The sequence below is a fragment of the Bradyrhizobium sp. Kon56 genome (assembly GCF_055807635.1).
The window spans coordinates 1-389 of the sequence record NZ_JBVVOU010000184.1; the positions used below are offsets into that span (position 1 = coordinate 1).

Below are 389 nucleotides of genomic sequence, written 5' to 3' on the forward strand. Positions count from 1 at the left end.
GGCTCAAGGCCGGCGCCCTGGTGGAAGTGCTCAAGGAGCCGCCGCAAATAATCCAGACCGCTGACGCCAAGGTGCAGCCATGAGCGGCAGCTGGAGACCTCCATTCTTTACAGGAACTGACTCATGAATTTGATCCGACTGATGTTGGTGCTGATTCTATCCACGGCGACGGGTGTGTTGTGCTCCACCGTGGCTGCGACTGAAAAATCATGGCGCGTCATCCGTTTTGGCGTAGAGCCACTGGTGCCTCCTTTCGAGAGCCGTAATTCGCAGGGCGAGCTGGTGGGGCTGAATATAGAGCTGGGAAATGCGCTGTGCGCCGAACTCAAGGCCACGGTGCAGGGGAACCAGGCCGCGATTGATTCGGCTCAAGTACAACTTTCCTACAC

General features: G+C 57.6%; 1 protein-coding gene. It reads left to right on the forward strand.

Annotated elements, in window-relative coordinates; genetic code table 11:
* Positions 1–123 precede the first annotated feature (123 nt).
* Positions 124–389 (forward strand): transporter substrate-binding domain-containing protein (locus AC0L3B_RS38550; protein WP_473382864.1); only part of this gene is annotated, 266 nt, incomplete at its 3' end.